Source organism: Bacteroides graminisolvens, from assembly GCF_963666085.1.
In the GTDB taxonomy this organism is placed as follows: domain Bacteria; phylum Bacteroidota; class Bacteroidia; order Bacteroidales; family Bacteroidaceae; genus Bacteroides; species Bacteroides graminisolvens.
Genome location: NZ_OY762556.1, coordinates 993,391 through 1,019,595 on the forward strand (window position 1 = coordinate 993,391; position 26,205 = coordinate 1,019,595).

Here is a 26,205-nt window from a genome sequence, read left to right on the forward strand (position 1 = left end):
TGATTTTAATAAGATTTTGAAGCAATATCCACGGCTTTACGAGTGGCTTCGCACATGGTTTGCGCAACCAGAAAACGACTGCCTTTCAACAGTTCTCGCCCTTCATTTTCATTGGTTCCGGTTAGTCTTACAATCACAGGAATATCGGATTCTATCTCGTTGAATGCAGCCAATAATCCGGTAGCCACGTCATCACATCGGGTAATTCCGCCGAAGATATTAATCAGTACAACCTTTACGCGGGAATCACTAAGCAGCAGTTTCATCGCTTCTATCACTTTCCGCGGATTGGAGCTACCGCCTATATCGAGGAAGTTAGCAGGGGTACCCCCTTGGAGCTTAATCATATCCATAGTAGCCATTGCTAGTCCTGCCCCATTGACCATGCAGCCTATTTCACCGTTTAAGGAGACGTAACTGAATCCTTTTGCCTTAGCCGAGGTTTCTACCTGTTCTTCTTCCGAAAGTTCCGCCAAGGACTCTATTTCCGGTTGCCTAAACATAGCGTTGTCATCGAATGTCATTTTAGCATCAATAGCCACCAATTTTCCGGTCGGTGTAAGTACCAACGGGTTTACTTCAACCAGAGAAGCATCTTTTTCGACAAAGAGTTTATAGAGTTTTTGGAGAATGACAGCCAACTGATTGGCTTCATCAATCTGCGAGAAGAGACAGAAGGCGTACCGGCGGGCAAGAAAATCGGGTAAACCGATTAAAGGGTCGATGGAATGGCGGTGTATCTTCTCTGGGGCTTCCCAAGCAACAGACTCAATTTCCACTCCTCCTTCGGTACTCATGATAAGCACAACGGATTTTTGATTGCGGTCAACGACAAAGCTGACATAAAATTCGGCAGAAATATCTTCCGCTTCACAAAGCAAAATCTTTTGAACGGGATAATCTTTGATAGTCATGCCCAAAATTTGTCGTGCTTTGTTTTCTACTTCTTCAGCTGTATTGGCAAGCTTGATTCCACCTGCCTTTCCGCGGCCTCCGGTAAGCACCTGCGCCTTTAGAACTACTTCTTCGGCACCCATGCTACGATAGGCTTCTACGGCTTCATGAGCAGTTTGGCAGAGTCTGTGGCTCTTCACGGGTATGCCATAAGCTGCAAAAAGTTCTTTTGCCTGATATTCATGAACTTTCATAGATAGCATTATTAAAGGATTAAACATCATTATAACAACCGAAATGAACTTTCAATTGTTGCAACAAAGGGCATGTTTTTAATCACTTATTTTAGGGAAGGCTGCAATTCCTGAATCAAATTGGATGCATTAGCGTATTTGTCGATAACAAAAAGGATATATCTGATATCTACTCCCACACAGCGTTGTAGCTTGGGTTCGAACAGAATATCACCACTCATGGCTTCCCAGTTTCCATCAAAAGCCAATCCCAACAGTTCTCCTTTAGCATTGAACATAGCACTGCCCGAGCTACCACCAGTAATATCGTTATCGGAGATGAAGCAGACTTTCATTTCTCCCTTTTCATCGGCATATTTACCGTAGTTTTGTTCTTTGAGCAACGAAATCAAATTAGCTCCTAATGCAAAGTCAGGATCGGGATGGTGTGTGCGTGCCTTTTCAAGTATGCCTTTGGCTGTGGTATAATAGGAATAATCAACCCCATCCATGGGTGAATAGCCTTTCACGGTACCAAAGCTTAAACGCATGGTTGAATTGGCATCCGGATAGAAGTTGCGATCAGCATACATGCGCCTGATAGCAGCATTGTACAGCCGTTCGCCTTTCTCTATGTTCTGTGAGGCTTCGTTTATGGATTGATTCATCTCAAAATACTTCACGATAAGATCTATTCCCAAGGAGATGGCTGGATCTTCCATCAGGTTATAAGTGGTATCTCGCTCGAAAAATCGCTGCAGGCCACGTGGAGAGGTAATTTCAGAGCGGGCATAAAGTGAATCAACGTATACTTTATAATCACCACCGTACTCTTTGGCAATGGTGTTATACATTTCGGGCAAATAAACGGAGTCAACGTGTTGAGGGTATTCCCGAAGCATGGCAGTAAAGACTTCTTTATCAATATCCAAATCCAGATTGGCATATTTCTCCATGATGTCTTTAATCTTGGATACAACCACTTTTTCTTCGGCTTCAAAATCAAAATTCAAGATTTCAAGAGCTAGTTGTACCAGCTCGGGACCGTTCATAAACGATTCTCCCAAATAGGCCATAGCCCGGTTGGTTTGTTTCCTGTTTTTATAGTTTAACTCAAGCGTTGAAAGCAATTGAATGGACAGTGAATCTACGCTGGATACCTGCTGAATCCATTGCTTCAGACTGCTTTCCATGTCTCGCTTCTTTTCAAGCACTTTAAGGTCCTTTATCGCTTTGTTCGTACCAATACTGTTTTTCCAATAATTAGTGCTTTCATCGTATTTGGAAGCGTACTTAATACGAATATCTTGTCTCTTATTCATTTCTCGTTTCCAAATGGCTTGCTTCACTCCTCTTACATCAATCATGGCTTGATTCATGCCTTCCACCATTTCCTGTACTCCAAACGAGGAAAGGTATCTTTCGGTACTTCCGGGGTAGCCTAATGTCATGCAAAAGGAGCCTTCCTGATATCCCTGCGTGGAAATAGGCGCCACATATTGAGGTTTGTAAGGCACATTATCGGGCGAATAATCGGCCGGTTGGTTGTTTTTATCAGCATAAATGCGAAAGACTGAAAAGTCTCCCGTGTGCCTGGGCCACATCCAGTTATCTGTATCCCAACCAAATTTTCCGATGAAGGATGGAGGTGAGAAAACCAGGCGTACGTCATTAAAATCTCTGTAAACAGACAGCCAAAACTCGTTTCCACCGTAATAGGCATCAACTGCACCCACTACTGAAGAATCTTTGGTATGTACCTCTTCTTGTATAGCTAACATCACAGAATCAATCACCGAACGCCTGTCGGCCTCCGACATATTCGGTGAAACGGAGCCTAAAACGCGCTGGGTTACATCTTCCGTGCGAATAAGAAAGCGTACATATAATTCAGGGTTGGGCAATTCCTCTTCTTTGGAACGAGCCACAAAGCCATCCTTTAAATAGTCTTTCTGCACAGTACTATGCTGTTGTATTGCCCCAAAACCACAATGATGGTTCGTAAACACTAGCCCATCCGTTGAAACAACCACTCCCGAACAGAATCCGCCAAAACTGACCACGGCATCTTTTAACGTGGCTTTGTTGGGATGATAGAGTTTATCTGCCGGTAGTTTGAGTCCCAGTTCTTTCATGGATTGAGTTGTTTGCTTATTTAAGCGACCTAACATCCACATACCCTCATGAGCACAAACGGTTAGATTGACACTTAACAGCAACAAAATGGCTAATTGTTTTCTTATTTTTTTTAGGCTCATGGTATTGTGATTTTATCAGTTAAGGAGGTTATTATTCTACAATCAATCGAAGTTCTTTTGCTTTAATACGGGCCTTAAGCCATTGTCGTATCTTGTTCTGTTCTGCACTACCGGGCTTAGGCGAAAACTTGGCTACAGCAAAGGTTACGGTGTCTGAACGCAGCGAATCTACACGCGTCTCAACCGCTCTGTTTAATGACAGTGTTTGAATAGAAGGATAAAGCACCTTCAATTCTTGAACTATATTTCGGCCCGTTTCATCGAATGTTTTATAGGAAGTTAATGCTTTTTCCAGCTGAACAATCTTTTTTTGTTGCTCTTTAATTTGTTCTTCGCTGCTTTTATAAAAATCTTCCATAACCATGGCGCGGATGGAGGTTACATCCACTCCAGAATTATTCATTCCTTGCACAACCGTTAAGCGGGTGTTATTCAGTTTATAATCTTTTAGCTTGCGCTGCGCTATTTCCAAAGAAGCAACCGGAACATCTTCTCCAATCAGAACCACTCTAATTTCCGTGCTGTCTCCTTTGTGAATAACCTTTTTATCGAGTATCTGAGTTTTATCAAAGCTGAGTTCTTCAGTTACGAAACGGTTTACTGTTCTTTCATAGAAACTATCTTTAATAATATGATAAGTCAGATAAATAGCCGGACACATGGTAGCTACGACCAAAAACACAATTGTTCTGCGAACAGTTCTCTCTCGAGCAACATCAACAAACTCTTTTTTATGAAAGTGCATTACTCGTACACCAATAAATGTGGCCACACTAATAAAAACGGAGTTAATAAAATACAGGTAAAATGCTCCTAGAAAGTAAACCAGATTACCTGTAGCCAATCCAAACCCGGCCGTGCACAGGGGTGGCATCAGTGCTGTAGCAATAGCAACACCCGGTATAACGTTCCCTTTTTCTTTGGTAGAGAACGCTACAACGCCCGCTAAACCACCGAACAAGGCAATCAGTACATCATAGATAGTTGGCGAAGTACGTGCCAGCAGTTCCGATTGGGCTTCGTCAATAGGCGATATCAAAAAGAAAAAGGTGGAAGTTGCTACGCTGAATGCTGTAGTAATAAGAAAGCTCTTAAAAGAACGTTTCATCAATTCAAAATCATTCAAACCGACCGATAAACCAATGCCCATAATAGGACCCATGAGAGGTGATATCAACATAGCACCGATAATAACGGCGGTAGAATTGACATTGAGTCCCAAAGAAGCCATGAAAATAGCGAAAATAAGAATCCATAAATTGGCTCCTTTGAACTCTACTCCTTTTCGGATGGACTCAACGGTTGCCAGTTCGTTGTCTTTGTCTTTTCTCAAATCAAGGTATTCCTTTAGAAATTCCTTGAAAGCAAATAGATTTCGGTTCGGTGTTTTCATGATCGTTTATTTTATAAAATGATTTAGCAACGGAATTTGTTTTAATGGCAGGTCTTTTTTCACAATAAATGCAATAAAAACAAATAACAAGCCCGTGCGGAACAACAAACGGAACACCACATTCTCGGGTACAATGAATACGGATGCAACATACAGAACTGCTGCTAATAACACGTACAGCCCTATTCTCTTGAGATCATAATTAATAGGGTATTTCTTTTGGCCCACGAAATATGAAAGAAGGGTTACCGTGAAGTAACCGGCTAAACCGGCCCACGCACAAGCTATATAACCATATATAGGAACGAAAATAATATTTAGAAGCACAATAATAACGCAACCTATCAAAGAAAAATAGGCTCCCCAACGGGTTTCATCAATCAACTTGTACCAAAATGAAAGGTTGAAATAAACTCCCATTAACATTTCGGCAGCCATAACAATAGGTACTACCTTTAAACCCGGCCAGTAATCGGGGGTAATGATGTAACGCAGTATATCCATATAAAACATCACCGCCAGAAAGGCTAGCAATGTAAAGATAACAAAGAATTTCATAGCCGATGCGTAAGTCTGCCGGCTGTCTCCATCCTTTTCTTTTCCGAAGACAAAGGGTTCATACGCATACCTGAAGGCCTGCGTAAACATTGCCATAACCATGGCGATCTTACTGGCTGCTCCGTATATGCCTAATTGTACGCGTGCCTCATTAGCATTATCAAGTAAGAAAGGAAAGATAATCTTATCTACCGTTTGATTCAGAATACCTGCCAAACCCAATATAAGAATAGGAAATGAATAGGAAAACATCCGTTTAATCAGGGCTTTATCGAGTACATATTGAAAACCTCTCAATTCATTCACGAAGAAAAGCATTTGCAAGGAAGTGCAGATTAAATTGGCCAGAAAGACGTAACCGACTCCGTAACCAGGGTCATAGAACCAAGAAATAGTTTCAGGTGAATGCGCATTTAACCAAGGACAAAGAACCAAGAAGAAAAGGTTTAATAGAATGTTGGAGACTACAAACAACATCTTTATTCCAGCAAACTTAATGGGTCTTTTGCGGTATCTCAAATAAGCAAAAGGAATGCACTGGAAAGCATCTAAAGCCACAACTATAGCCATCATGGCAATATATTCCGGATGGTCTGCATATCCAAGGAAGCCAGCTATGGGTTCTATGAATACTAGACAAAAGAGAACGAATAAAACAGAGGAACCTCCAACTGTAATGAGCGTACTCGAATAGACTTTGAGCGGATCTTCATCTTTTTTATTGGCAAACCTGAAGAAGCCTGTTTCCATTCCATAAGTCAGAACGACCAAAAGAAGGGCTGTCATGGCATATATGTTCGTAACAACCCCATAACCACCCGATGCCGCAGACAATTTAATTGTGTACAGGGGTACAAGCAAATAATTCAAGAAACGGCCTATTATACTACTCAATCCATATATTGCAGTATCTTTTGCCAACGATTTTAATCCAGCCATATGTTGTATGTCAATTAATCAAATAATGTTTTACTCTTACCCCCATAAAGGCTTCGACCTAAATGTTTGTAAGCTAATTCTGTGACTTCACGTCCTCGTGGTGTCCGCTTTAAAAAGCCTTCTTTTATGAGGAAAGGCTCATATACCTCCTCAATGGTGCCCGCATCTTCACCCAAAGCAGTTGCTATTGTTGTAATACCAACGGGGCCTCCATTAAACTTATCAATGATGGTGCAAAGTATCTTGTTGTCAATTTCATCAAGACCATACTTATCAATATTAAGTGCTTCGAGTGCAAAATTGGCTATTTCTGTATCTATTTGCCCCGAACCTTTTACTTGAGCAAAATCACGAACACGGCGTAGTAAGGCATTCGCAATACGAGGTGTGCCTCGACTTCTGGATGCAATCTCTCCTGAAGCCGGAAAAGAACATGGCACATCCAAAATACCGGCTGAACGCCTAATTATATTGGAAAGAATATCATCATCATAGTACTCCAAATGAAGGTTGATGCCAAAGCGAGCACGTAAAGGAGCAGTCAACAATCCACTTCGGGTAGTTGCTCCCACCAAAGTAAATGGGCTCAAATCAATCTGAATGCTTCTGGCCGATGGTCCTTTATCAATCATGATATCAATTCGGTAATCTTCCATAGCCGAATAAAGATACTCCTCCACAACTGGAGATAAGCGATGAATTTCATCAATGAAAAGCACATCATTGGGTTCGAGGCTGGTAAGCACACCTGCCAAATCTCCAGGCTTGTCGAGCACCGGCCCTGATGTGACTTTAAACCCCACTCCCAGCTCATTAGCAATAATATTCGACAAGGTGGTTTTACCCAATCCGGGAGGGCCATGCAACAAAACATGGTCCAATGCTTCACCCCTTAAACGGGCGGCCTTTACAAATATTCGTAAATTATCTACGACCTTGTCTTGTCCGCTAAAATCATTAAAGCTAAGTGGTCTGAGCGCATTTTCATACTCACGTTCTTTATTCGTAAGCTGATTGTCGCGTATATCAAAATCTTCTTCCATATTCCTATTCATGAATGGAAAGCAAAAATACATGTTTATTTTCAGATAAATGAAAACATATTCCTACTTTTGTGCAATTTTGAATAAGCTAGCTATGGTTTTAAATTACATTTGGGTTGCTTTCTTTGTAATCGCTTTTATTGTTGCTTTAGGTAAACTGTTTTTTTTAGGAGACACGGAGATTTTTACGGAAATTATTAACTCCACTTTTGACTCTTCCAAAACAGCTTTTGAGATATCTTTGGGACTCACTGGCATTCTGTCTTTGTGGCTGGGGATTATGAAGATTGGAGAAAATAGTGGCCTAATCAATGCCTTATCGCGCTTTTTGAGTCCCGTGTTTTGCAAATTGTTTCCTGAAATACCCAAAGGACATCCTGTTATGGGTTCCATCTTCATGAATTTATCCGCTAACATGCTGGGACTTGATAATGCTGCCACTCCCATGGGGCTAAAGGCTATGAAAGAGCTTCAAGATCTAAATCCACGAAAAGACACTGCCACCAACTCCATGATCATGTTTCTTGTACTTAATACTTCTGGATTAATGCTTATTCCAATCAGTATTATGGTTTACAGAGCACAAATGGGAGCCAGCCAGCCAACTGATATTTTTATCCCCATCCTGCTTAGCACCTTTATATCTACATTAACCGGAGTTATAGTAGTAAGTATCTCACAACGCATTAACTTGATAAACAAAGCGATGCTAATTTTCTTGGGAGGATTAAGTTGTATATTCGGCCTTATTATCTACAGTTTTGCAACTTTAACTCGAGATGACATGGGTACTTATTCTACTTTAACAGCTAATATAATTCTTTTTGGAGTGATTGTATTATTTATTGCCAACGGAATAAGAAAGAAGATTAATGTATACGATTCTTTTGTAGAAGGAGCAAAAGAAGGATTCAATACGGCCGTTAGAATAATACCCTATCTAGTAGCCTTTCTAGTAGGAATCGCCGTTTTTCGAACCTCGGGAGCAATGGATATTCTAGTTGATAGCATTGGATATATATTCAATGCTGCGGGAGTGGATACAAGTTTTGTAGGTGCTTTACCAACAGCATTAATGAAATCTCTAAGTGGTAGTGGGGCCAATGGATTAATGATTGACACCATGAAGCAATTCGGTGCTGACTCATTTGTTGCCAGAACCAGCTGTGTAGTACGCGGAGCTTCGGATACCACATTTTATATCTTAGCGGTTTATTTTGGTAGCGTAGGCATTAGCAAAACAAGAAATGCTGTTACTTGTGGCTTGATCGCTGACTTCGCGGGTATTATTGCCGCCATTTTATTTAGCTACTTATTCTTTTTTTAATTTAAATACATATTTTTATGAGCATAACATATCATACAGAGGGCGTTAACATGCCTAATATTAAGAGACAAGCTACTTCACAGTGGATTAAATCAGTTGCTTCTTCATATGGAAAAAGAGTCGGTGAAATCGCTTATATTTTCTGTTCTGACGAAAAAATACTTGAAGTTAACCGACAATATCTAGAACATGATTATTATACGGATATTATTACCTTTGATTATACAGAGGAGAATAAAATAGCCGGGGATATATTTATTAGCCTAGATACAGTAAAAACTAATTCTGATCAATTTAATACCAATTATATCGAAGAGTTACATCGAACCATTATACATGGCATTCTTCATCTATGTGGAATCAATGACAAAGGTCCGGGCGAACGTGAAATAATGGAAGCCGCCGAAAACAAAGCTTTGAGCTGTATTAAAATTGATGAGTCACAAAAAGAATAAAGGAACTGACTTTTAGACAGCTCCTTTATCTAGCAAATAGTATTATCATAGAGATTTATGAAGGTCAGAAGGTATGCTAAGAGTCTAGGTCAGTAATAAAACAAACATAACCAAATGCAATTCAATGATATACAAAGATATATATTATCCATGTAAGCAAGAAAATTTTCTGATAACAATAAGAATGAAATAATGACTGATTATCAGCACTTTACAACATAACACAATAACATCTGCAGTTTTGCTTGTGAATTTAGAAGGGAATTTATATCGCTTGAAGAATACATCTGATTATGTATTTCTAGAAGTAGAAAGACTTATAGTTGGGCTATTCCTCAATAATCATTTTGGCCTTTAGTCTATATCGACGTTGATTAACAATCTGTTTACTGGCATTTCCAAAACAAAGTGCAATAGCAAAAGTATCAAGCCCTGTCTGCTCCAAACAAGAATAAAGCAAGTCATCCTCGGTTAGTTTCGGAAACCTCTCCTGTAATTCTGCTACCGATTCTTCATATATCTGAAATATTATTTCCCTTAATTCAATCTGCTCCGCCTGCGTTAGTACCTTTATTGATTTGTTATCTGACCTATCCTGTTTGGATAGTTTCTGAATTTTATTGTAAGACGAAGTCTGCTGAAATAGAGCATTTCGTAACTTGTTTTTTTGTTTTGCTAATTCTTGAACTTCACGCATCTTTTCCTCAATTTTAGAATCCCAATCCAATTGCTCCTTTTCTAAACATTGAATTTGAAGATTGTTCTGATTAATACGTGTTTGTAAACTGGCTATCTCCATTAACATTCTCTCACTGTGCTGTTTATATAACAATTTAGCAATGGTCTTCTTCTTATTTAGACGTTGCAAAACCAAAAGCAACATAAGAACAATTATAATTGAAACAAAAACAACTGCAATAATGGTTAGCCTCATGGAAGCCTTATGGCTAGCGACCTTCGCCTCTATTTCATATTTATAGCCCATTTGTTCTATCTGCGAAGACTTATCAACCATATAGAGAGAATCTATTACCTCTGAAAAAACAGTTAAGTGTTCAAAAGCTTCTTGGAAATTTCCTTGGCTCTTTTCCAAATCAGACAAATAACCGTGAGTTAAGGCATGGTCCTTCACTGTTCCATCCTCAAAACTTTTATTTAAATAATATCTAGCTGAATCAATCTCACTATTCAACAGTTTCAAGTTACCTATAGATAAATAAATAGGAGATTTCTTGACCTTAAATGGTCGATAAGATAGAGCTAAAAAGGCATAGTGTAAAGCAGAATCAATTTTATTTAAAGACTCATAAGTCATACTGTAATTATTACAAGTATTACTTATCACAAGGGAGTCTTTTGTTTCAAAAGCAAGCTTAATTGCTTGACTCATCACTCTTATTTCATCTTTATTTTTGTTTTGAATAGCATATACCCGACTGATAAAGCCCAGAGCATTAACGATCGCTTTTTTATCATTTATAGACATGTAATCATTACATGCCAAATTAAACTTATCCAATGCTTCATTATAAAGCGATTGGCTATAGTATACCCTGCCTAAATCTTCATAAATCATACCTCTAATCCTTATTTCGGATTTACCGTTCTTTAACTCGGGTAATGCTTTATAGAAAAAGTCAATTGCCTCTCTTTCCATGCCCATTTCAACTAACAATCTGCCTTTATAAAGATATGATTTTCCTTTGTTTAGACCGCTATAAAAATATTCTGTACAAACATTAATAAGAGAATCGCAAGGTAGTAATGAGAGGTAATTTTTATCTGTAGCCTGCACCAATAAAAGGCTGTAATATGCCTTTTCATAATTTGAATGAAGCTTAGATATATCAATCTGCTTGAGCTTTTGAAGTGCTTTTTCCGGTGAAATAGTCAATAAAGAATCAGCTTCGACCAATAATGGCGAAGACGTACTCTCCTGACAACATGAAAGTATCACCAAACAAGATATATAGACGAAGGCTAAAAAGGTCTTCCTTAATCTCATACTAAACTAATTAGTTCGATGCAAATATAGCATTTACAAAATTAATTATTGCATTAAAAACCATTTTGAAGAATTTTAAAGAATAGAGCCTATATATTTAGAGTGTAAAAAATGCAAAAATCCTATCGAAATCAGATTAAGCCATCGTCAACAGAGAATGAATGTCAAAAGGATAGCATAAAATTCGTGAAAAACAAACAATTAGATTTAGAGAATTGTTTCGTTTTTACTTTTCGTTATAGTTATACTAAAATAAACATGTAAATTTGCACCTATAAATAAATTTTAAATTGATGGAATTTAAATATGACGTAATAGTGATTGGCGCAGGCCATGCTGGCTGTGAAGCTGCTGCTGCCGCTGCAAACATGGGTTCAAAAACCTGTCTGATCACAATGGATATGAATAAAGTAGCTCAAATGAGTTGCAATCCGGCCGTTGGAGGTATCGCCAAAGGTCAAATAGTTCGAGAGATAGACGCTCTAGGAGGATACATGGGGCTTGTTACAGATAAAACTGCAATTCAGTTTCGAATTCTAAATCGTTCTAAAGGACCAGCCATGTGGAGTCCTAGAGCACAGTGTGACCGAAATAAGTTTATTTGGACGTGGAGAGAAATTTTAGAAAACATTCCGAATCTAAGTATTTGGCAAGATACTGTCAAAGAAATAATCGTTGAAAACGGAGAAATTACAGGATTAAAAACATTTTGGGATGTTACCTTTCATGCGAAGTGTGTTGTTATAACTGCCGGTACATTTCTTAACGGAATGATGCATGTAGGAAAAACACAACTAGCAGGAGGAAGAATGGCTGAACCACCTTCACTACAATTAACCGAATCAATTACTAAATTCGGCATACGATCCGGTAGAATGAAAACAGGGACTCCGGTGAGAATTGACGGTAGAAGCGTTAATTTTCAACTTATGGCAACACAAGATGGAGAAAATGATCATCATAAATTTTCATTTATGAATACCAGCCTTAGACATTTGAAACAGCTTCAATGCTGGACATGCTATACAAACGAAGAGGTACATCGTGTTTTGAGAGAAGGTCTAAATGAATCGCCATTATATAATGGTCAGATCCAAAGTATTGGACCTCGCTATTGTCCTAGTATTGAAACTAAAATAGTAACATTCCCCGATAAAAACCAGCATCAATTATTCTTAGAGCCTGAAGGAGAAACGACTCAAGAGCTATATTTAAATGGATTTTCATCTTCTTTACCTATGGACATTCAGATACAAGCACTAAGAAAAATTCCGGCTTTTAGTAATATAGAGATATATCGTCCCGGATATGCCATTGAGTATGATTATTTTGACCCAACACAATTAAAACATTCTCTAGAGTCGAAAATAATTAAAAATCTATTTTTTGCAGGACAAGTAAACGGTACTACCGGATATGAAGAAGCAGGAGGGCAAGGCCTAATAGCTGGAATCAATGCGCACATTAATTGTCATGGCGGAGAGCCATTTACTCTTGCTAGAGATGAAGCATATATTGGCGTTTTAATCGATGATTTAGTAACGAAGGGAGTTGATGAACCCTATCGTATGTTCACATCTAGAGCAGAATATAGAATATTACTCAGAATGGATGACGCGGATATGCGACTAACTGAAAAAGGTTGGAAGTTAGGTTTAGTGAAAGCCGATCGCTATGAGTTATATAGAAATAAAAAGAATATCGTTAATGAAATCATTAATTTCACCCGAACTTATTCAATCAAGCCATCATTAATTAATGAAACGCTTGAGTCCTATAACACCGCACCTCTTAAACATGGTTGCAAATTAATTGATTTAATCAACAGACCTCAAATAACAATTGAGAACATAACATTGCATATTCCTTCATTCAAGAGAGTATTGGATGAAATAAAAGATTCAAGAAAAGAAGAAATTATTGAGGCTGCAGAAATCCAAATAAAATATGAAGGATATATTGCAAGAGAAAGAATGATAGCAGCCAAACTTTCTAGGCTTGAAAGTATTAAAATCAAAGGTAAATTTAATTATACCGATATTCAGTCACTTTCAACAGAAGCAAGACAGAAGTTGATTAAGATTGATCCAGAGACAATTGCCCAAGCAAGTAGAATACCAGGTGTTTCACCAAGCGATATCAACGTTCTTCTGGTTCTATCAGGGCGTTAGACACTCCGTTTCACGTGAAACAAAACATTTAAATAAAAAAGATAAAAGATTGATTATGAGGAGAGAAAAGCTAATCAGCAACATTAGAAATGTACCAGACTTCCCAATTCCAGGGATTCAATTCAAAGATGTGACCACTCTATTTAAGGACCCTGAGTGCTTACAAATTCTTTCAGATATCATGTATGAAATGTACAAAGATAAAGGAATAACAAAAGTAGTAGGAATAGAATCGAGAGGTTTTATTATGGGGCCAATATTAGCAACTCGTTTGAATGCAGGATTTATACCAATAAGAAAGCCAGGAAAATTACCCGCCGAGACAATTGAGGAGACTTACGACAAAGAATATGGTACGGACACAGTTCAAATCCACAAAGATGCACTAGATGCCAACGATATAATCCTCCTTCATGATGATCTTTTGGCTACTGGTGGAACCATGAAAGCCGCATGCGATTTAGTGAAGAGGCTTCACCCAAAAGCAATCTATGTTAATTTCATAATTGAGCTAAAAGATTTAAATGGGAAAGACATATTCGATCCGAACATTGAAATACAATCAGTACTGAGTCTTTAAGGCTATCTGCTCTTTGCTTGTTCAAAGAGCAGATTTTTTGGGGACTTCTAAATTAATTAAAGATATATGGATAATTCTGATTTGAACGCAAATGAATACCTCAGAGGTATTGTTTTGAATTTACCAGAGAAGCCCGGTATCTATCAATATCTAAACTCTGAAGGAACAATTATATATGTTGGCAAAGCAAAAAACTTAAAGAAGAGAGTTTATTCTTATTTCAATAAAAACCATGAACCAGGAAAAACAAGAGTGCTTGTCAGCAAAATTGTCGATATAAGATATATTGTGGTTAATTCAGAAGAAGATGCTTTACTCCTTGAAAATAATCTAATCAAGAAATACAAACCCCGGTATAACGTTCTATTAAAAGACGACAAGACATACCCCTCCATCTGTGTTCAAAACGAATATTTTCCTAGGGTATTTAAAACTAGAAAAATAATTCGAAATGGCTCCTCATATTATGGTCCGTATAGCCATTTACCATCAATGTACGCATTGCTTGACCTGATAAAACACCTATATCCTATTCGAACATGTAGCCTTAATCTTAGCCCTGAAAACATTAAAGCAGGAAAATATAATGTTTGTTTGGAATACCATATAAAAAATTGTGCAGGACCTTGTATTGAACTACAAACGCATGATGAATATATGAGAAACATAGCAGAAATAAAAGAAATACTAAAAGGAAATACAAGTGAGATCAGCAAAGCAATCTTTCAGAAAATGAATGAGCTAGCAACTGAACTTAAATTTGAAGAAGCTCAAATTCTCAAAAGGAAATATGATTTAATTGAGAATTACCGATCCAAATCAGAAGTTGTAAGCTCAACATTACACAATGTTGATGTATTTTCTATTGAAGAAGATGGAGAGCGAGCTGCATTCATGAATTATCTACACATTACAAACGGTGCTATAAATCAGGCATTTACTTTTGAATACAAGAAAAGGTTAGGAGAAACAAAAGAAGAACTTTTAGAGCTTGGAATTGTAGAAATGAGAGAAAGATACAAAAGTTTGTCTCCGGAAATAATAATACCATTCAAGATTGACATGAATTTAAATAATGTACTTTTCACCATACCGCAACGTGGAGATAAGAAAAAACTATTGGACTTATCAATTTTAAACGTAAAACAATACAAAGTAGATAGGATGAAGCAGGCTGAAAAATTAAATCCAGAACAAAGAAGCTTGAAACTTATGAAAGAAATTCAGTTATTACTTAAATTAGACAGGCCTCCTCTTCATATCGAGTGCTTTGACAACTCAAACATCCAAGGTTCAGACGCAGTTGCGGCATGTGTTGTATTTAAGAGAATTAAGCCATCAAAAAAGGAATATAGAAAATATATAATTAAAACAGTTGAGGGAGCAGATGATTATGCATCAATGAAAGAGGTTGTGAAAAGAAGATACGAACGCCTCAGAGAAGAAAACGCTTCACTACCTGACCTCATAATCACTGATGGAGGGAAAGGACAAATGGAGGCTGTGAGGAAGGCTCTAGAAGAAATAAATATTATGATACCTATTGCAGGATTAGCAAAAGATAAAAAACACAGAACATCAGAATTTTTATATGGATTTCCAGCGCAAACTATAGGATTAAAACAAGGCACTCCATTATTTAAATTATTTGAACAAATTCAAGATGAAGTACATAGGTTTGCGATTACTTTTCATCGTCAAAAACGTAGTAAAAGACAGTTGGCATCTACCCTTGACGATATAAAGGGAATAGGACAGAAAACAAAACAACTTTTACTTGTGAATTTAAAAAGTGTTAAACGAATAAAAGATTCAACACTAGAAGAATTAATACCCATTATAGGTAAAGCAAAAGCTGAAATAGTATTCAACTACTTTAATCAATAAACTCTAGCGAATAAATAATTATAAACTTTAGCAAATTCAATCTATATTATTTCGTAAATTTGTCTTTTGAGTTAATATAATATTAAAATGAGGGTAATAATACAACGCGTCTTGAGTGCTTCAGTAACTGCAAATGGCAACTATAAATCAATTATAGAAAAAGGTTTGCTTATATTAGTAGGGATTGAAAATCTTGATGACAAGCAAGATGTAGAATGGCTATGTAATAAAATACTAAATTTGCGCATATTTGATGATGAAAAAGGAATTATGAACAAGTCAGTCCTAGATATTGAAGGAAATATAATGGTTGTAAGTCAATTTACTTTGCATGCATCAACAAAAAAAGGAAATAGGCCATCTTATATCAAAGCGGCCAAACATGAAGTCGCTATACCACTCTATCATTGTTTCTGCGAGAAGTTAAGTCAATTATTAGGTAAATCAGTAGCCACAGGTGAATTTGGAGCAGATATGAAAGTGCAACTAATAAATGACGGACCTGTTACTATATATATGGATACGAAAAACAAAGAATAATGACAATAGAAGAAGCTCAAAAAGAAGTAGACCAGTGGATTAACGCATATGGAGTTCGTTATTTTAGCGAACTAACAAATATGACCATACTAACTGAGGAGGTAGGTGAGTTAGCACGTGTAATGGCTAGAAAATATGGTGACCAATCTTTCAAGGAGGGCGAGAAAGATAATATTGCTGACGAATTGACTGATATATTATGGGTGTTACTTTGTATAGCAAATCAAACAGGGGTTGATTTAACGAAATCTTTTAAGGACAATCTAGTAAAGAAGACCCAAAGAGACAATAAAAGACATATTAATAACCACAAATTAAATAGTAATAAAGATGAGCAATAGTAGTAAATACAAATCGGCATTAGAGAAGTACAATATCAATCTTGATGACGCTGAAATAAAGAAAGAAGTTGATTTACTAATAAAAACAAAGTTAGTAGAAAATGACACAACAGACGTTAAAAAGGCTCTTTTTAATTTCATCGATTTAACGACTTTAAATAGTACCGATAACGATGAAAGTGTGATGAAATTCACTGAAAAAGTAAATAGATTCGACTCTGAATTTGCAGATTTGAAAAATGTTGCTGCTATTTGTGTATATCCAAACTTCGCACAAGTAGTTAAAGATACTTTAGAAGTAGAAAGTGTAAATATAGCCTGTGTATCAGGTGGATTTCCTTCATCACAAACTTTTATAGAAGTTAAGATTGCTGAAACTGCTATGGCTATTATGGAAGGAGCTGATGAGATTGACATTGTCATTTCAGTTGGTCAGTTCTTGAATGAAAATTATGAAGAAATGTGTGATGAGATAGAAGAACTCAAAAATACATGCAAGGACAAACACTTGAAAGTAATACTAGAAACAGGTGCTTTACAGACTTCTTCAAACATAAAGAAAGCCTCCATCCTATCCATGTATTCAGGAGCTGATTTTATTAAAACATCAACAGGGAAACAGCAACCCGCAGCTACTCCTGAAGCAGCATTGGTAATGTGTCAAGCAATAAAAGAATACTATGATATAACAGGTAATAAAATTGGATTCAAGCCAGCAGGCGGAATCAACACTGTAAATGACGCACTTATATACTATACGATTGTAAAAGAAATATTAGGAGAAGAATGGTTAACTAACAAATTATTCCGTATTGGGACAAGTAGACTAGCCAACCTATTATTATCAGAAATAAGAGGAGAAGAAGTTAAGTTCTTCTAGATATGTTATACTACAATTTAATATCGTGCTCTTTGGAAAACAACGCCATTAGCACGATATTATTTATGCCTATCAACAACATAATCTAAATATAACCTCAAGGACTCTTTTACTTCAGAGTCAGGCATTAATGACAATAAGCCTAATGCTTTTTGTTTATATTTAGTCATTTCTTTCTGGGCATAAAGAATACCACCGTTATCTTTAGTAAATGAAACAAGGTCTGATATCTCCTGATGCGAAGCCAACCTTTGTTTTACTTTAATTGCAAGCCGCTTAATCTCCTCTCCGGCTCCATTATTTAGAACAAAAAGAACAGGAAGAGTTAATTTGCCTTCAAACATATCATTGCCTGTTGGTTTCCCTATATCTGCATTATCAAAATAGTCAAATATATCATCTTTTATCTGAAAACAAATGCCGATATATTCACCAAAAAGTCTTGCAAGTTCTACCTTTTCATTATCTACTTGAGCCGACAAAGCAGCAGCTTTAGTGCAGGAAGCAAACAATGCCGCTGTTTTTTTATTAATAACATCAAAATATACAGACTCAGAAAATTCAGTATTATTAATATTAGATAATTGAAGCAGTTCACCTTCAGCTAAATCCTGCCCTAACTTAGATACAACATCAATTATACCATGATTTTTAGTTTTAGAAGCCTGTACCAAGCAAGTTGCCAATAAAAAATCTCCTGTAAGCACTGCAACCTTATTATTAAAAATAGCATTGACAGAAAGTTGCCCACGCCGTTCGGCACTCTCATCGACTACATCATCGTGAACTAAACTAGCAGTATGTAGTAATTCGAGAGAAACAGCAGCATGTAGCGTTTGCGTGCTTACTTTGCCGTATAATTTAGCTATTAACAAGACAAGAATCGGACGCATCATCTTGCCATTCCTTTGCTGTAAATGCCCAATTACATCGGTAAGTAAAGGATTAGAGCTGGAAAGGGAGTGATCAAAAAGATTTTTGAAATCTTCCAGTTCATCAATTATGGGAGACTTTATAAGAGATAAAACATCCATATGAACATGATTTGTCTACAAAAGTAATAATAAAACGATTAATACCGTATTTTTTTGTATTTTTACCATTAAAAAAATAATAAAAATGGAACCAAATAATAAATTGATCCTTCTTGACGCATACGCACTCATATACAGAGCATACTATGCATTCATTAAGAATCCCAGAATTAACTCAAAAGGATTTAATACATCTGCAATATTAGGCTTTGTAAATACATTGGAGGAAGTCCTCAAAAATCAAGCACCAACACACATCGGTATAGCATTTGATCCGGCCGGACCAACATTCAGACATGAAATATATGAAAAGTATAAAGCACAAAGAGAAGAAACCCCTGAAGCCATACGTTTATCAATACCCATAATAAAGGAAATTATTTGCGCCTACAATATTCCGATTTTAGAAGTCGCGGGATATGAGGCAGATGATGTTATTGGAACATTAGCAACAAAAGCATCTCTAAAGAGTATTGAAACCTATATGATGACTCCTGATAAAGATTATGGGCAATTAGTAAATGATAATGTGTTCATTTACAAACCTAAATACGGAGATAAGGAGTTTGAGATAATGGGTATTGAAGCTGTCAAAGCAAAATTCAATATTGAATCGCCAACTCAAGTTATTGACATATTAGGCTTAATGGGAGACGCTTCGGATAACATTCCCGGCTGTCCGGGTGTAGGAGAGAAAACTGCCCAAAAACTTATTTCAGAATTTGGTAGTATAGAAAACCTTTTGGAAAATACTGAAAAATTAAAAGGAGCAGTCAAAACTAAGATTGAAGCCAATAAAGAACTAATCGTCTTTTCTAAGTTTTTAGCAACCATAAAAACAGATGTTCCCATTGAACTCGATATGGATTCTTTAAAAAGACAAGAACCGGACGAGAATAAATTACGAACTATTTTTGAAGAGATGGAATTCAGGACACTGATTGAAAGAATCTTCAAAAGCGATAAAACAAAAAATGATAGCAAGAAGGAAGCTTTAAACTTACCCTTTGAAGAAAAGAGAAGTCCAATCCAAGGCGATCTCTTTGCAGAATTTACGACCACAACATCAGGCACAGAATTTAAAACGAATCTAACGCGTTTAGATATTTCAATTCAGTGTTACCAACTAACTGATAATCAAGACAAAAGAGGTGCATTAATTCAAAAATTAATTACATCAGAAGCAATCTCAATAGATACGGAGACAACAGGTACTGATCCAATAGAGGCAGAAATAGTAGGAATGAGCTTTTCAATCAAAGAGAATGAAGCCTATTATGTTCCCGTACCGGCAGAAAAAATCGAAGCGTTAAAAATACTAAATGAGTTCAAATATATATTTGAAAGCGAAGAAATCATCAAGATCGGGCAAAATATCAAGTATGACATGCTCATACTAAAAAAATACGGAATCAATGTCAAAGGAAAGATATTCGATACAATGGTGGCACACTATGTACTACAGCCCGAACTAAGACATGGCATGGATTATTTAGCCGAGATCTATTTAAACTATCAAACCATTCATATAGATGAGCTGATTGGCCCAAAAGGAAAAAGCCAGAAAAGTATGAGAGAGCTACCCCCCGAAGACGTGTATCTTTATGCGTGCGAGGATGCAGATATAACTCTAAAACTCAAAAACATTCTCGAGAAAAAATTGAAAGAGAATGACGCTGAAAAACTTTTTTATGAAATAGAAATGCCTCTTATTCCTGTATTAGTTGAGATTGAGAGTAATGGAGTGCGCCTTGATACAAATGCCTTAAAACAATCGTCATTGCAATTTACCGAACAATTAATAGCTATTGAAAAGGAAATATATGAATTAGCTGAAGGAATAGAATTTAATATTGCATCCCCTAAACAAGTGGGAGAGATTTTATTTGATAAACTAAAAATCATACAGAAAGCTAAGAAAACCAAGACTGGGCAATATGTGACCTCTGAAGATGTTTTGGAGAGTCTGCGTCATAAACATCAGATTGTCGAGAAAATATTAGAGTACAGAGGCTTGAAGAAACTGCTCAATACTTATATAGATGCATTGCCATTATTAATAAATCCGCAAACCGGAAAGGTTCATACGTCCTTTAATCAAACTATAACTGCCACAGGAAGATTGAGTTCCAGCAATCCCAATTTGCAAAACATCCCCATACGGGATGAAAATGGCAAAGAGATTAGAAAAGCATTTATCCCTGATGATGGTTGCCTTTTCTTCTCGGCAGACTACTCGCAAATCGAGTTAAGAATAATGGCTCATTTGAGCGAAGACAAAAATATGATTGATGCTTTCTTAAGCGGACATGACATTCATGCTGCAACTGCTGCCAAAATTTATAAAGTAGATATTAACGAAGTTGACAGCAACATGCGCAGAAAAGCAAAAACCGCTAATTTTGGAATTATATATGGGATATCTGTATTTGGGCTAGCAGAAAGATTGAGTATAGACCGTAAAGAGGCAAAAGAACTTATTGATGGGTATTTTGAAACATATCCACAGGTGAAAATATATATGGAAAAGAGCATAGAATCTGCTAGAGAAAAAGGCTATGTAGAAACGATTTTTAATCGAAAAAGATTTCTACCAGATATTAATTCCAGAAATGCTGTGGTAAGAGGATACGCAGAAAGGAATGCCATTAACGCACCCATACAAGGTAGTGCTGCCGATATAATAAAAGTAGCCATGGCACGGATTTACAACCGATTTGAAAAAGAAAAAATCAGTGCTAAAATGATTCTTCAAGTACACGATGAATTAAATTTCAGCGTACCTAGGGAGGAAAAAGAAATTGTTCAGCAAATAGTAATTGAGGAGATGGAAAATGCTTATAAGATGCATGTTCCCCTTAAAGCTGACTGTGGCTGGGGGAACAATTGGTTAGAAGCACACTAAGTACTACAAACTGAACTTTACCTGATCAAGAATGAGCCAATGCATATATAATATATGCTTTGGCTCATTCTTTTTTATTCCCCACATTCATATAACTATATTTAACTATAATTCAATTTGATACAAAAGAAAAGAAACAAATTAATAAGTGTTGTTTTAAAGTCCAATAAACTCCAAATTTGAATATAAAATGCATTAATATTATCAATTTGAATAAGGGGCAAAAAAGGTTCAATTATCATATAGATATTTTTTATATTTGAAAAAGGAATAATGTCAGATATATCTCTATATTTGCAGTGTATTTCAATATAAATAATAGAAATATGATATTATCAACCTTAACAGCAAGAACATCATGAAAACAAAATTATTTTTTAAAACCATTGCATTGTTTGTATTTGCATTTATTGGAACAATGAACATAAATGCTAAGAGTGACAACAATTTAGTATATAATTATGAGCAAAAAGACGGTATGATGGTAGCACAAACCGTGTATAAGCAAGAAGGAGGCAGTTTATCGAACTACCTTAAGTACAATTACAAGTACGACGACCAGAAAAGAATGGTTGAAAGCGAAACTGTGAAATGGAATAGCATAAAAAACAGATGGGATAATGATATGTGCATTCGCTATACATACGAAGGCAAAACAGTCACCACTGAATATTATAAATGGAATGGCAAAAAAGCACAATATGTTTTAGTTCCCGAAATGACTGTAACAGTTGATGCACCTGTCATGTAACAACATTACCTACAAATAAATTCTCTCTAATATCTAACAAACAAATCTCAATCATAGCTCTGGGGGAGCAGCGACTGCTCCCCTATCCTATTGCAGAAAACTTTAGCATAAGGCTGTCTTTTAAAAAGATAGCCTTATTTTATATAAACCCGTATTCTTTTCTGAAAGAAAGAGAATACTATTTTCTATCTTTTTGCTGTCTCACGTGGAACAATCAACAATGAAGTTATCCACATTCTTTGTAATGCAGTGAATAATTAGTACTTTTGCCCAATTAATTGCTTAATACAAAAGAATAATAATAGAATAATGGCTTTACAATGTGGTATAGTTGGGCTTCCTAATGTAGGTAAGTCAACACTTTTCAATTGTTTGTCGAATGCCAAAGCGCAGGCAGCAAACTTTCCTTTTTGCACTATTGAACCTAATGTAGGAGTAATTACAGTTCCTGATGAACGTTTAAACAAGCTCTCAGAATTGGTTAATCCGCAGCGAATAGTGCCTACTACCGTTGAGATTGTTGATATAGCCGGCCTGGTAAAAGGAGCAAGCAAAGGTGAAGGTCTTGGAAATAAGTTCTTGGCAAATATTCGTGAAACAGATGCAATTCTTCATGTTCTTCGTTGCTTTGATGATGAAAACGTTACCCATGTTGACGGTAGTGTAAATCCTGTAAGAGACAAAGAGATAATTGATTACGAATTGCAATTAAAGGATTTAGAGACAATTGAGAGCAGGATACAAAAGGTACAGAAGCAAGCCCAGACAGGGGGCGACAAACTGGCTAAAATGACATACGACATATTGCTTAAATATAAAGATGCATTGGAGCAAGGCAAATCTGCGCGTTCAGTTCAGTTTGAGACCAAAGATGAGCAGAAGATAGCCAAAGAATTATTCCTGCTTACCAGCAAACCCGTTCTTTATGTATGTAATGTTGACGAGAAGAGTGCAGTAAAGGGCAATAAATATGTAGAAATGGTTCGCGAAGCTGTTAAAGATGAGAGTGCAGATATACTTATTGTAGCAGCTAAAATTGAATCGGAAATAGCAGAATTTGAAACCTACGAAGAACGTCAGATGTTTTTGAATGAGATAGGCTTAACAGAATCGGGTGTGGCCCGTCTTATAAAATCGGCCTACCAATTGCTTAATCTGGAAACTTATTTCACAGCAGGTGTACAAGAAGTACGCGCCTGGACTTACCTGAAAGGAAGTAAAGCGCCTCAATGTGCCGGTGTTATTCACACTGATTTTGAGAAAGGCTTCATCCGTGCCGAGGTTATAAAATATGCTGATTTTATTAAATACGGTTCAGAAGCCGCAGTACGCGATGCCGGGAAACTAAATGTTGAAGGAAAAGAGTACATTGCTGAAGACGGTGATATAATGCATTTCCGTTTCAATGTATAAAATGCAATGCTAAGAAACATCTCCTGCCGATAATTTTCATTCAATTTTATCCTTTACTATTTGTTATGCAGATTAATAATCCATAGATTTGTAACACTTGCAATAAAATGCAAGCGAATGATAGTAACGACAAAATAAAAAAGGAAAAATGGAAAAGGCGAATAATAATAAACCTTGTTCAGAATGTGGAAGCACACAAAAACAAGGATTAGAATATCTCGTAGTAGGTACAGGAGGTGTAGGTGGAAATATAGCAGCTTTTCTATGGCTAGCCGACAAGAAAGTTACTTGTATTGCCAGAGGGGAACATCTAAATGCCATAATCAATGAAGGGTTAAAATTAAAGTCAACCTTGAAAGGGCAACATAATATCCCCATCCATGCTTGTAATGCAGAAGATTATTCAGGGAAAGCCGATGTCATTTTTGTGTGCGTAAAAGGGTACTCCATTGATTCTATTACTGAATTAATAAAGAAAGCCGCACACAAAAACACCATCGTTATTCCCATTTTGAACGTGTACGGGACAGGTCCAAAATTACAAAAAATGATTCCTGACGTAACCGTACTTGACGGATGCATTTACATCGTAGGGTTTGTTTCCGACTTAGGCGAAATAACCCAAATGGGTAAAATCTTCCGTTTGGTATTCGGGACTCATCAGGGTACGGAGGTTTCACAAGAACTTTTGGCAAACGTACAAACCGATTTATTGGAAAGCGGCATCAAAGCCGATCTATCTGATGACATCAATCGGGATACCTTCATAAAATGGTCATTCATCTCTGCAATGGCGTGTACAGGAGCCTACTACAATGTCCCAATGGGTGAAGTACAAAAAGCCGGTCCAATCAGAAATACATTTATAGGTTTATCGCAAGAAACGGCCGAACTCGGTAAGAAACTCGGCATCATATTTAAAGAAGATTTAGTGCAATATAACCTCAAAGTGCTTGATAAACTAGCACCAGAAAGTACCGCATCTTTGCAAAAAGATTTGGAAAAAGGACACAACTCCGAAGTCCAGGGATTGCTTTTCGATGTAATTCAATTAGGAGAAGAAAAGGGCATCGATATGCAAACATACCAAACCGTCGCTGCCAAATTTAAATAATTCAATGCAGATGAATAAAGTAGAAACAGAGAAAGAAAGGATGTTTGCCGGAAAGCCATACAACGCTCATTCCGATGAGATGGTTGCCATTCGCATCCGTACCAAACGAATATTACACAAGCTTAACGTAACAGAGTATTATACAGATAAATTTCAAGATGTTATTCGTGAACTCTGTCCAAACGCTGCAAAAAACTTCCATGTAGAACCTCCTTTCCATTGTGACTACGGCGACCACATCTATGCTGGAGATAACGTTTTCATTAATTTCGGAGCTGTTATCCTCGATGGAGCCAAAGTAACCATCGGTGCTCATACCATGATTGCACCGGGCGTACATATATACACCGCTCAACATCCGCTTGATGCTGATGAAAGAGACAAATGGGAAGACTGCAAACCAGTCACCATCGGCGAACGATGCTGGATAGGCGGTCATGCAACGATCTGTCCGGGAGTAACCATAGGCGACCGAACAGTTATTGGAGCCGGTTCGGTAGTTACCAAAGATATCCCGGCCGATTGCCTTGCTGTAGGAAATCCGGCTCGAGTTATCAGAAAACTAAATCAACAGAAAGAGAAATAATTATGAATCATCTTCTCGCAACCATTCACTGGAACCCCAATCCAGAGCTATTTAATTTATTGGGCATATCCATAAGATATTACGGATTGCTTTGGGCAGTAGGCATTTTATTTGCATACCTTGTGGTACATTATCAGTACCGTGATAAGAAAATTGGTGAAGACAAATTTGAGCCTCTTTTCTTTTACTGTTTTTTTGGTATTGTGCTAGGAGCACGACTGGGGCATTGCTTGTTCTACCAGCCGGAGTACTACCTCACTCGTCCGGTTGAGATGTTGCTTCCCATCAAAATGCTTCCGGGCGGCGGATGGAAATTTACAGGTTACGAAGGTTTGGCAAGCCACGGAGGAACCTTAGGACTTATGATCGCCCTGTGGCTCTATGTCCGCAAAACAAAGCTCAATTACATTGACGTAGTCGACATGATAGCTGTAGCAACCCCCATCACAGCCTGCTTTATCCGTTTGGCCAACCTGATGAATTCCGAAATCATAGGTAAAGTGACTGATGTGCCTTGGGCATTTGTATTTGAACGTGAAGACATGCAGCCCCGACATCCGGCTCAGCTGTACGAAGCCATAGCTTATTTTATATTCTTCCTTATACACATTTATCTGTATAAGAAATATAGCAAAACGCTTCACCGAGGCTTCTTCTTCGGTCTCTGCCTGACGTTGATATTCACTTTCCGCTTCTTTATTGAATTCCTGAAAGAGAATCAGGTGAGCTTTGAAGACGGTATGTCATTGAATATGGGACAATGGTTAAGCATACCATTTGTCATCATAGGACTTGCCGTTATCTTCAACGGAAAGAAGCTGGATCAGATAGGTAAAAGCTATACTTTAAAGAAATAAAGCTCTTCTTTCTGCTTATAATATTCAAATCGTAAGAGGTA

21 protein-coding genes are annotated in these 26,205 nt (G+C 37.1%); 14 read left to right on the forward strand and 7 right to left on the reverse strand.

Annotated elements, in window-relative coordinates:
- Positions 1-5: 5 nt before the first annotated feature.
- The 5 genes from sucC to ruvB form a co-directional block, all read right to left on the reverse strand.
- Positions 6-1,148: an ADP-forming succinate--CoA ligase subunit beta gene (gene sucC, locus ACKPCE_RS03975; protein WP_319504275.1), complete on the reverse strand. Its 1,143-nt coding sequence runs from the start codon at positions 1,146-1,148 to the stop codon at positions 6-8.
- Between the two features lie 86 nt (positions 1,149-1,234).
- Positions 1,235-3,304 (reverse strand): S46 family peptidase, encoded by a 2,070-nt coding sequence (locus ACKPCE_RS03980; protein ID WP_407655026.1) that lies wholly within the window; start codon positions 3,302-3,304, stop codon positions 1,235-1,237.
- A 112-nt stretch (positions 3,305-3,416) separates the two neighbouring features.
- Positions 3,417-4,778: a TIGR00341 family protein gene (locus ACKPCE_RS03985; RefSeq protein WP_319504277.1), complete on the reverse strand. Its 1,362-nt coding sequence runs from the start codon at positions 4,776-4,778 to the stop codon at positions 3,417-3,419.
- 6 nt (positions 4,779-4,784) lie between these two features.
- A complete protein-coding gene (locus tag ACKPCE_RS03990) occupies positions 4,785-6,275 on the reverse strand; it encodes an oligosaccharide flippase family protein (RefSeq protein ID WP_319504278.1) in 1,491 nt (496 codons plus the stop codon).
- Between the two features lie 14 nt (positions 6,276-6,289).
- Positions 6,290-7,318 (reverse strand): Holliday junction branch migration DNA helicase RuvB, encoded by a 1,029-nt coding sequence (gene ruvB, locus ACKPCE_RS03995; protein ID WP_277639830.1) that lies wholly within the window; start codon positions 7,316-7,318, stop codon positions 6,290-6,292.
- Positions 7,319-7,412: 94 nt separating this feature from the next.
- Here ruvB and ACKPCE_RS04000 point away from each other — a divergent pair, with 94 nt between their 5' ends.
- On the forward strand, positions 7,413-8,645 hold the full coding sequence (locus ACKPCE_RS04000) for a spore maturation protein (RefSeq protein ID WP_319504279.1): 1,233 nt from the start codon (positions 7,413-7,415) through the stop codon (positions 8,643-8,645).
- A 17-nt stretch (positions 8,646-8,662) separates the two neighbouring features.
- Positions 8,663-9,100: an rRNA maturation RNase YbeY gene (gene ybeY, locus ACKPCE_RS04005; RefSeq protein WP_319504280.1), complete on the forward strand. Its 438-nt coding sequence runs from the start codon at positions 8,663-8,665 to the stop codon at positions 9,098-9,100.
- 328 nt (positions 9,101-9,428) lie between these two features.
- On the opposite strand, the gene ACKPCE_RS04010 is transcribed toward ybeY, so the two are convergent.
- On the reverse strand, positions 9,429-11,105 hold the full coding sequence (locus ACKPCE_RS04010; RefSeq protein WP_319504281.1) for a hypothetical protein: 1,677 nt from the start codon (positions 11,103-11,105) through the stop codon (positions 9,429-9,431).
- 293 nt (positions 11,106-11,398) lie between these two features.
- Between ACKPCE_RS04010 and mnmG the strand changes: the two genes are divergently transcribed.
- The 6 genes from mnmG to deoC all read left to right on the forward strand — a co-directional run bounded on the left by mnmG (position 11,399) and on the right by deoC (position 17,504).
- Positions 11,399-13,276, forward strand: coding sequence for a tRNA uridine-5-carboxymethylaminomethyl(34) synthesis enzyme MnmG (gene mnmG, locus ACKPCE_RS04015; RefSeq protein ID WP_319504282.1), 1,878 nt, complete (start codon positions 11,399-11,401; stop codon positions 13,274-13,276).
- Between the two features lie 55 nt (positions 13,277-13,331).
- Complete coding sequence (locus ACKPCE_RS04020; RefSeq protein ID WP_277639827.1) at positions 13,332-13,856, forward strand: adenine phosphoribosyltransferase; 525 nt, start codon at positions 13,332-13,334, stop codon at positions 13,854-13,856.
- 66 nt (positions 13,857-13,922) lie between these two features.
- Positions 13,923-15,743: an excinuclease ABC subunit UvrC gene (gene uvrC / locus ACKPCE_RS04025; protein ID WP_319504283.1), complete on the forward strand. Its 1,821-nt coding sequence runs from the start codon at positions 13,923-13,925 to the stop codon at positions 15,741-15,743.
- 87 nt (positions 15,744-15,830) lie between these two features.
- A complete protein-coding gene (dtd, locus tag ACKPCE_RS04030; RefSeq protein ID WP_319504284.1) occupies positions 15,831-16,283 on the forward strand; it encodes a D-aminoacyl-tRNA deacylase in 453 nt (150 codons plus the stop codon).
- Positions 16,283-16,624 (forward strand): nucleotide pyrophosphohydrolase, encoded by a 342-nt coding sequence (locus ACKPCE_RS04035; protein ID WP_319504285.1) that lies wholly within the window; start codon positions 16,283-16,285, stop codon positions 16,622-16,624. The genes dtd and ACKPCE_RS04035 overlap by 1 nt, the downstream gene beginning before the upstream one ends.
- Positions 16,614-17,504, forward strand: a complete 891-nt coding sequence (gene deoC / locus ACKPCE_RS04040) for a deoxyribose-phosphate aldolase (protein WP_277639824.1) — start codon at positions 16,614-16,616, stop codon at positions 17,502-17,504. Before ACKPCE_RS04035 ends, deoC begins: the two co-directional genes overlap by 11 nt.
- Before the next feature lie 59 nt (positions 17,505-17,563).
- On the opposite strand, the gene ACKPCE_RS04045 is transcribed toward deoC, so the two are convergent.
- On the reverse strand, positions 17,564-18,538 hold the full coding sequence (locus tag ACKPCE_RS04045) for a polyprenyl synthetase family protein (RefSeq protein ID WP_308764811.1): 975 nt from the start codon (positions 18,536-18,538) through the stop codon (positions 17,564-17,566).
- Between the two features lie 85 nt (positions 18,539-18,623).
- Between ACKPCE_RS04045 and polA the strand changes: the two genes are divergently transcribed.
- The 6 genes from polA (at position 18,624) to lgt (ending at position 26,164) form a co-directional block, all read left to right on the forward strand.
- Positions 18,624-21,443 carry a DNA polymerase I gene (polA, locus tag ACKPCE_RS04050; protein WP_319504286.1) on the forward strand — a complete coding sequence of 940 codons (2,820 nt, stop codon included), beginning with the start codon at positions 18,624-18,626 and terminating at the stop codon, positions 21,441-21,443.
- A gap of 358 nt (positions 21,444-21,801) precedes the next feature.
- Positions 21,802-22,194, forward strand: coding sequence for a DUF3836 domain-containing protein (locus tag ACKPCE_RS04055; RefSeq protein ID WP_319504287.1), 393 nt, complete (start codon positions 21,802-21,804; stop codon positions 22,192-22,194).
- Between the two features lie 309 nt (positions 22,195-22,503).
- A complete protein-coding gene (ychF, locus tag ACKPCE_RS04060) occupies positions 22,504-23,607 on the forward strand; it encodes a redox-regulated ATPase YchF (RefSeq protein ID WP_319504288.1) in 1,104 nt (367 codons plus the stop codon).
- A 148-nt stretch (positions 23,608-23,755) separates the two neighbouring features.
- A complete protein-coding gene (locus ACKPCE_RS04065) occupies positions 23,756-24,721 on the forward strand; it encodes a ketopantoate reductase family protein (RefSeq protein ID WP_319504289.1) in 966 nt (321 codons plus the stop codon).
- Positions 24,722-24,731: 10 nt separating this feature from the next.
- Positions 24,732-25,307, forward strand: a complete 576-nt coding sequence (locus ACKPCE_RS04070; RefSeq protein WP_319504290.1) for a sugar O-acetyltransferase — start codon at positions 24,732-24,734, stop codon at positions 25,305-25,307.
- Positions 25,308-25,309: 2 nt separating this feature from the next.
- Positions 25,310-26,164: a prolipoprotein diacylglyceryl transferase gene (lgt, locus tag ACKPCE_RS04075; RefSeq protein WP_308764807.1), complete on the forward strand. Its 855-nt coding sequence runs from the start codon at positions 25,310-25,312 to the stop codon at positions 26,162-26,164.
- Positions 26,165-26,205 lie beyond the last annotated feature (41 nt).

Coding starts and splice junctions, on each gene's coding strand:
- ACKPCE_RS04035 (WP_319504285.1), top strand. CDS start 16,283: ATGACAATAGAAGAAGCTCAAAAAGAAGTAGACCAGTGGATTAACGCA.
- deoC (WP_277639824.1), top strand. CDS start 16,614: ATGAGCAATAGTAGTAAATACAAATCGGCATTAGAGAAGTACAATATC.
- lgt (WP_308764807.1), top strand. CDS start 25,310: ATGAATCATCTTCTCGCAACCATTCACTGGAACCCCAATCCAGAGCTA.
- mnmG (WP_319504282.1), top strand. CDS start 11,399: ATGGAATTTAAATATGACGTAATAGTGATTGGCGCAGGCCATGCTGGC.
- ACKPCE_RS04065 (WP_319504289.1), top strand. CDS start 23,756: ATGGAAAAGGCGAATAATAATAAACCTTGTTCAGAATGTGGAAGCACA.
- ACKPCE_RS03980 (WP_407655026.1), bottom strand. CDS start 3,304: ATGTGGATGTTAGGTCGCTTAAATAAGCAAACAACTCAATCCATGAAA.
- polA (WP_319504286.1), top strand. CDS start 18,624: ATGGAACCAAATAATAAATTGATCCTTCTTGACGCATACGCACTCATA.
- dtd (WP_319504284.1), top strand. CDS start 15,831: ATGAGGGTAATAATACAACGCGTCTTGAGTGCTTCAGTAACTGCAAAT.
- uvrC (WP_319504283.1), top strand. CDS start 13,923: ATGGATAATTCTGATTTGAACGCAAATGAATACCTCAGAGGTATTGTT.
- ACKPCE_RS03990 (WP_319504278.1), bottom strand. CDS start 6,275: ATGGCTGGATTAAAATCGTTGGCAAAAGATACTGCAATATATGGATTG.
- ACKPCE_RS03985 (WP_319504277.1), bottom strand. CDS start 4,778: ATGAAAACACCGAACCGAAATCTATTTGCTTTCAAGGAATTTCTAAAG.
- ruvB (WP_277639830.1), bottom strand. CDS start 7,318: ATGGAAGAAGATTTTGATATACGCGACAATCAGCTTACGAATAAAGAA.
- ACKPCE_RS04020 (WP_277639827.1), top strand. CDS start 13,332: ATGAGGAGAGAAAAGCTAATCAGCAACATTAGAAATGTACCAGACTTC.
- ACKPCE_RS04000 (WP_319504279.1), top strand. CDS start 7,413: ATGGTTTTAAATTACATTTGGGTTGCTTTCTTTGTAATCGCTTTTATT.
- ACKPCE_RS04055 (WP_319504287.1), top strand. CDS start 21,802: ATGAAAACAAAATTATTTTTTAAAACCATTGCATTGTTTGTATTTGCA.
- sucC (WP_319504275.1), bottom strand. CDS start 1,148: ATGAAAGTTCATGAATATCAGGCAAAAGAACTTTTTGCAGCTTATGGC.
- ybeY (WP_319504280.1), top strand. CDS start 8,663: ATGAGCATAACATATCATACAGAGGGCGTTAACATGCCTAATATTAAG.
- ACKPCE_RS04045 (WP_308764811.1), bottom strand. CDS start 18,538: ATGGATGTTTTATCTCTTATAAAGTCTCCCATAATTGATGAACTGGAA.
- ychF (WP_319504288.1), top strand. CDS start 22,504: ATGGCTTTACAATGTGGTATAGTTGGGCTTCCTAATGTAGGTAAGTCA.
- ACKPCE_RS04010 (WP_319504281.1), bottom strand. CDS start 11,105: ATGAGATTAAGGAAGACCTTTTTAGCCTTCGTCTATATATCTTGTTTG.
- ACKPCE_RS04070 (WP_319504290.1), top strand. CDS start 24,732: ATGAATAAAGTAGAAACAGAGAAAGAAAGGATGTTTGCCGGAAAGCCA.